At 65.5% G+C, this 3197-nt stretch carries 5 protein-coding genes; 3 read left to right on the forward strand and 2 right to left on the reverse strand.

Going from position 1 to position 3197, the window contains the following annotated elements; all coding sequences use genetic code 11:
- Window positions 1-114, forward strand: a 114-nt coding sequence (locus RMO18_RS20555) for a hypothetical protein (protein WP_309668394.1), incomplete at its 5' end; no start/stop codon positions are given.
- Between the two features lie 153 nt (window positions 115-267).
- Here the strand turns inward: RMO18_RS20555 and RMO18_RS20560 are convergent.
- Window positions 268-1035 (reverse strand): SDR family NAD(P)-dependent oxidoreductase, encoded by a 768-nt coding sequence (locus tag RMO18_RS20560; protein WP_309668389.1) that lies wholly within the window; start codon window positions 1033-1035, stop codon window positions 268-270.
- Between the two features lie 68 nt (window positions 1036-1103).
- On the opposite strand from RMO18_RS20560, the gene RMO18_RS20565 reads away from it, so the two are divergent.
- A complete protein-coding gene (locus RMO18_RS20565; protein WP_309668390.1) occupies window positions 1104-1523 on the forward strand; it encodes a cupin domain-containing protein in 420 nt (139 codons plus the stop codon).
- A gap of 159 nt (window positions 1524-1682) precedes the next feature.
- Window positions 1683-2366: a hypothetical protein gene (locus tag RMO18_RS20570; RefSeq protein ID WP_309668392.1), complete on the forward strand. Its 684-nt coding sequence runs from the start codon at window positions 1683-1685 to the stop codon at window positions 2364-2366.
- Window positions 2367-2462: 96 nt separating this feature from the next.
- Here RMO18_RS20570 and RMO18_RS20575 read toward each other — a convergent pair.
- Window positions 2463-3197 (reverse strand): aminoacetone oxidase family FAD-binding enzyme (locus tag RMO18_RS20575; protein WP_309668393.1); only part of this gene is annotated, 735 nt, incomplete at its 5' end.

Below are 3197 nucleotides of genomic sequence, written 5' to 3' on the forward strand. Positions count from 1 at the left end.
ACCGGCTCCTTGTCGCGGTCGGACCGGCTGGCCAAGTACAACCAGCTGATCCGCATCGAAGAACTGCTGGGCGAGACGGCGGAATACGCCGGGCAGAGTGTCCTGCGGGTCTGAGGATCGCGTGTTGATTTCGAGGCGATACGGGGGGCCCTGCGGGGCCCCTTTGCTTTTCCTGCTGACGTGGTTTGACCGGCACTGTGCGAGCGCGCCGCGCGCAAGTATTTCTGCAAAGAGCAATTCGGCGCGGGGGCAGTTTTCCCCGGCACCTCAGCCGCCTTTCATTTCCTGCAAGGTGTTGCCGCCATCGACCACGATCAACTGGCCGGTGATGTAGCTGGCCTCTTCAGCGGCAAGGAACAGTGCCGCATGGGCGATTTCGTCCGGGGTGCCGGGGCGACCAGCGGGGGTGCGTTTGCCCGCAGCAATTTCCTTGGCAGAGGAGGAGCCGGTGGCGATCCAGCCCGGACCGATGCAGTTGCAGGTGATGCCGTGCGGGCCGTTTTCCAGCGCCACGGCGCGGGCCATGCCGGTCAGCGCGGCCTTGGCGGTGCCATAGATCGCCGAGCCGTGAATCGCGACCATCGGCCCGGTGACCGACGACATTTGGATGATGCGGCCATAGCGGCGCGCGATCATGCCGGGCAACACGGCGCGGGTCAGGCGGAAAACCTGGGTGAGATTGATGTCGAGGCCGAAATCCCAGGCCGCGTCGGTGGCGTTGGCGAGGGTGGAGCGTTTCTGTTTGCGGCCGGTCTGTACCATGCCGGCGTTGTTGATCAGAATGTCGATCGGGCCAAGGGCGGCCTCAGCCTCAGTGACAAGGCGGGCGACGTCATCGGGTTTCGTGAGATCGGCGGTGGTGGCGAAGGTGCCGTTCGGACCGAGTTCACGCAGACGATCAAAGATGCGGTCGGTGGTCGAGGTGATCGCCACCCTTGCGCCTGCGGCGTGCAGGACGCGCGCGATGGCAAAGCCGATCCCGTCAGCGGCGCCGGTGCCGGTGATCAGGGCGGTGCGGTTCTGGACGCCGGGCATGGGCTTCTCCTGTTGCCAATGCGCGCAAGGTTAGGCGAAGTGGCAGCGGCACGGAATGGGGATTTGGCATGGACGAGGCGGCGCGGATCATTGCGGCCCTGCGGCTGGAACGGCACCCGGAGGGCGGCTGGTATCGCCAGACCTGGGCCGGGCCAGAGGTTGGAGGCCGCGCCTGCGGGACGGCGATCCTGTTCTTGCTGGCGGCGGGCGAGCGGAGCCATTGGCACCGGGTGGATGCCGACGAGATCTGGCTGTGGCATGGCGGCGCGCCGTTGGTGTTGCGAATGGGCGAGCAGGGTGCGGTGGCGCATCGGTTGGGGCCGGATGTTCTGGGCGGTGATCTGGTGCAGGCGGTGGTGCCAACCGGGTGGTGGCAGGCAGCGGAGACGACGGGGGAGTGGTCACTGGTCAGTTGTACTGTCAGCCCGGGGTTCCGGTTCGAGGGGTTCGAGCTGGCACCGATTGGGTGGGATTTGCCGATGGCATGAGGCTTGCGCCACGGATGGCCGAGGTGGCGAGCGAGGGCTTGCAGGATGGGATGGCGGGCGATTTGTCTGGATCAGAGCCTGATCTTTCGGGTTCTGGACGCCGGTGCTGATCCCAATCACAGTGGCCGATGACAGGCTGATCCTGGAGAACTGCAGACGATGACACCCTTTCCCCTTCGTCTCGCAGCGGCCCTTGTCTTGGCGCTTTTACCGGGGAGCCCGGCAAGGGCAGAGCCGCCGCCTGTGGTGGACCTGACCGAAACCGTCGATGGCAAACCCCTGACGGATTTTGCCATTCTGTGGTGGCAATGGGCCTTTTCGATGCCGAAGGACCAAAGCCCGGTGCGCGACGAGGTGGGTGCGCGGTGCCATGTCGGGCAGACCGGACCGGTCTGGTTTCTGGCCGGTGGCTTTGGCACATCCAACATCCACCGGCGCTGCGAGATTCCGGCAGGGCGGTACGTGTTCTTTCCGGTGATCAATACGATCGTGATCAACCGGCCCGATTTCAGTCAGCCCTGTGCCGACACGCGCGCCGATGTGGCACGAAACACCCTAACCTATGTCTATCTTCGCGTGTCGTTGGATGGCGAGGAGGTGGAGGATGTCAACCGCTTTCGTCTGGCACCGGATGCGTGCTTTGACCCGTTCGCCGCAGCCCCTGTAACGGCGCGCGTGCCGCGCGGTGGCACCGCTGCGACGGATGGCTTTTGGATCATGCTGCGCCCGCTGCCCGCTGGCGCGCACCGGTTGGAGTTTCGGGCGTTTTACACAAATCCGGATGAGGCTTTGGGCGATATGGTGCAGAACATCACTTATGATCTGACCATTCTGGCGGAGTGAGGCACCCTGCGCGGCTTTGGCCGCTTGGCTTTGGGTGCCTCCGGCGGGGATATTTGGAGAAGAGGAATGGCTTGGGTGGAGTGTGTGGCGGACGGGTCAGATCGCCTGACCGGCAGCCCAGCCGGAGGACCAGGCCCATTGAAAGTTGTAGCCGCCGAGCCAGCCAGTCACATCCACAACTTCGCCGATGAAATACAGGCCGGGAAACGATTTTGCGGCCATTGTGCGACCATCCAGCGCGTCGGTATCGACGCCGCCGAGGGTGACTTCGGCGGTGCGGTAGCCTTCGGAGCCGACCGGCACGAGGCGCCAATCGGTCACCAAGGCTGCCACCTGATCCAGTCGCGCAGAGGAAAGCTCGGCCAGCGGGGCGGTGGCACCGGACGCGTCTTCCAGATGCCGGGCCAGCCGTTCTGGCAGCATCCGGCCAAGTGCGGTGCGCAGCATTCCCCGGCCGTTGACGGCTTTGGCGGCGCGCAGGTCGGCACCGATGTCGCGGCCGGGGGCGAGGTTGAGCGATAGGGAGGCCCCTTCGCGCCAATAGCTGGAAATCTGCAGGATCGCCGGGCCAGACAGGCCGCGGTGGGTGAAGAGCACTGCTTCGTCAAAGCTTTGCTGCCCGGCGCTGACCCGCGCTTGTGCCGCGACACCGGCCAACGGCGTCATCCACGCAAGCTCCTGCTCCGCGAAAGTCAGCGGCACCAGAGCGGGCCGGGTGTCGGTCAGCGGCAGGCCAAAGCTTTCGGCGACGCGGTAGCCAAAGCCGGTGGCGCCCATCTTCGGGATCGACTTGCCGCCCGTGGCCACCACGACCGAAGCCGCCGTCTGCGC

This window comes from Tabrizicola sp. (genome assembly GCF_031377265.1).
Lineage (GTDB): Bacteria > Pseudomonadota > Alphaproteobacteria > Rhodobacterales > Rhodobacteraceae > JAUYQR01.

Excerpts from the sequence above, each read along its gene's own strand:
- RMO18_RS20560 (WP_309668389.1), bottom strand. The coding sequence starts at position 1,035 with ATGCCCGGCGTCCAGAACCGCACCGCCCTGATCACCGGCACCGGCGCC.
- RMO18_RS20570 (WP_309668392.1), top strand. The coding sequence starts at position 1,683 with ATGACACCCTTTCCCCTTCGTCTCGCAGCGGCCCTTGTCTTGGCGCTT.
- RMO18_RS20565 (WP_309668390.1), top strand. The coding sequence starts at position 1,104 with ATGGACGAGGCGGCGCGGATCATTGCGGCCCTGCGGCTGGAACGGCAC.